General features: G+C 65.7%; 2 protein-coding genes and 1 tRNA gene. 2 read left to right on the forward strand and 1 reads right to left on the reverse strand.

Translation table 11 applies throughout. The features are described 5' to 3' along the window. Positions 1–743: 743 nt before the first annotated feature. Positions 744–819, reverse strand: a tRNA-Ala gene (locus MFF30_RS25185). A gap of 122 nt (positions 820–941) precedes the next feature. Here MFF30_RS25185 and MFF30_RS25190 point away from each other — a divergent pair. Next, a complete protein-coding gene (locus MFF30_RS25190; protein WP_238282964.1) occupies positions 942–1,244 on the forward strand; it encodes a YggT family protein in 303 nt (100 codons plus the stop codon). Positions 1,245–1,350: 106 nt separating this feature from the next. Further along, the gene (locus tag MFF30_RS25195) at positions 1,351–2,397 is read left to right on the forward strand and encodes a MaoC family dehydratase (protein WP_238282965.1); all 1,047 of its coding nucleotides are present in this window, start codon (positions 1,351–1,353) and stop codon (positions 2,395–2,397) included. The last annotated feature ends 68 nt before the right edge of the window (positions 2,398–2,465 follow it).

The raw sequence follows: 2,465 nt of genomic DNA on the forward strand, positions 1-2,465 counted from the left end.
CCGTAGGGAAGGTGGCTCTCGGCATCCAAGCGCATGAGTGTGCGGGTGGGGGCGGGTCTGACGGGCGGTTCCGACCAAGCGCTTCGAAGGCTTTCGTTGCCGGTACTCGCCTGTGCTTACAGCACGCTCAGCATGACAGTGGTCGAAGCGGGAAGCGGTGTCGTATGGGCAAGCCGCACCGCCAAGGACCCGGTCCTGATCCAGGCGGAACTCCTCACGTCAAAGGCGGGGAACGTGCGACCGTCCCGATATTGGAAGGCCCTCAGGCTGCTATCCGACGAGGCCTCGGTGACATTGGCACGCTCGGCGCATCCGACCCTCTAGGAAGCCACGCCATGGATGGTCCCATGATCGGCGCCCGTTTCTGTCCGGTCGGCGGGTGGACCGCCTCTAGGAGGCGACTTTCGGCCTTGAACGGCATGCTTCTGGACAGTCCCGCACATGTCGGATTGCATCGGCGCCGCGACGTTCGCGGGCCGACAGGCCGGCCTCGAAGGCTGATCCGACGGTGCTATGCCAACGTCTTCCCGTTCGCGACCAGTCGCACTCGACCGGCTCGATCAGAGAGAGGAAGGTCCTACGGTAAGGTTGGGTACGACGTAAAAACTTCCGGTATCGCGGTGGAAAACCGGCAGATTCGCTGGGATCGCAGCGAACGACCAATGGGACTTATTGGGACTTATCCCAAACGAGCAAACCCATAACATCTTGTTCCCACTCAAGAATTTCTGTTAAAAAATTCCTGGTGGAGCTGAGCGGGATCGAACCGCTGACCTCCGCAGTGCGATTGCGGCGCTCTCCCATCTGAGCTACAGCCCCGTTCCGGGGTGCCGGCCTTTTAGGCTCGCGCACGCCGGCCTGTCAATTCCAGAAATCCTGCGGCTTTGCGTGCGCGTGATGCGCCCTGCGAGCGCGGGGCCACGAGGACTTCGTTTCCGCGCATGAACGCCTTCATCTGGCTCTTCGACACCGTCGTGCAGCTCTACATCTACGTCCTCATCGCCAGCGCCGTGCTGAGCTGGCTCGTGGCGTTCAACGTGGTGAACGTCCGCAATCCCATCGTCTCCCAGATCGGCGAGGTGCTCTACCGCCTCACCGAGCCGGTGCTGCGCCCGATCCGCAACATCCTGCCCAATCTGGGCGGCGTCGACCTGTCGCCGATCGTGCTCGTCCTGCTGCTGCTGTTCGCGAGCCGCCTGCTGCACGAATTCGTGCCGACGCAGACGACCATCTACACGCGCTGAGCTGCACGCGCCGGGCCGAAGAGCCAGCGAGGGGCAGGGCACGACGACGGCCCGCCCCACACAAGAAACCGTAGCGCCACCGCGCCGCCCTGGGGACGAGACCGCCATGAAGACCAATCCCGGCCGATTCTTCGAGGATTACCGCCTCGGAGAGACCATCCGCCACGCCACGCCCCGCACCGTCACCCTCGGCGACGTCGCGCTCTACACCGCGCTCTACGGGCCCCGCTTCGCCGTTCAATCCTCGGACGCCTTCGCGCGCGCCATCGGCTATCCGCGGAGCCCCCTCGACGACCTGCTCACCTTCCACGTCGTCTTCGGCAAGACCGTGCCGGACATCTCCCTCAACGCCCTGGCCAATCTCGGCTATGCCGAGGGCGGCTTCCGGCGGCCGGTCTATCCCGGCGAGACGCTCTCGACGGTGTCGGAGGTGATCGGGCTCAAGGAGAGCTCGAACCGGCAGACCGGCGTGGTCTACGTGCGCTCCACCGGTTCGGACGCGAACGGCGAGACCGTGCTGAGCTATTGCCGCTGGGTGCTGGTGAAGAAGCGCGATCCGGCGGCGATCATTGCCCAGGAGCACGTGCCCACCTTCGCCAAGGTGGTGGACCCCGCCGACCTCGCCGGGGCCCTGCCGCTCCTGAACGCCGGCGCCTACGATTGCGAACTCGCCGGCTCGCCCCACCGCTTCGGCGACTACGTGGTGGGCGAGCGGATCGATCACGTCGACGGGATGACCGTCGAGGAGGCCGAGCACCAGATCGCCACGCGCCTCTACCAGAACACCGCCAAAGTGCATTTCGACGGCTACGCGGCCAAGGACACCCGCTTCGGCCGCCGGCTGATCTACGGGGGCGTCGTCATCTCGCTGGCGCGGGCCCTGAGCTTCAACGGGCTCGGCAACGCGTTCGCGCTGGCGGGCATCAATGCCGGCCGCCACGTCGCGCCGCTGTTTGCCGGCGATACCGTGTATGCCTGGAGCGAGGTGCTGGAGACCGCCGAATTGCCCGGCCGCACCGATATCGGAGCGCTCCGCCTGCGCACGGTCGCCACCAAGAACCAGCCCTGTGGCAACCACCCGGACAAGGTCGGCGACGCCTACGACCCGTCGGTGATCCTCGACCTCGACTACTGGGCCTTCATGCCGCGTTGAAGCGCAGGGAGCCTGAAGTCAGCCCTCACCGAGTAGACCGCTTGCGCTCCTACTCGGTGAGGGCTGAC

Source organism: Methylobacterium goesingense (assembly GCF_022179225.1).
In the GTDB taxonomy this organism is placed as follows: Bacteria; Pseudomonadota; Alphaproteobacteria; order Rhizobiales; family Beijerinckiaceae; genus Methylobacterium; species Methylobacterium goesingense.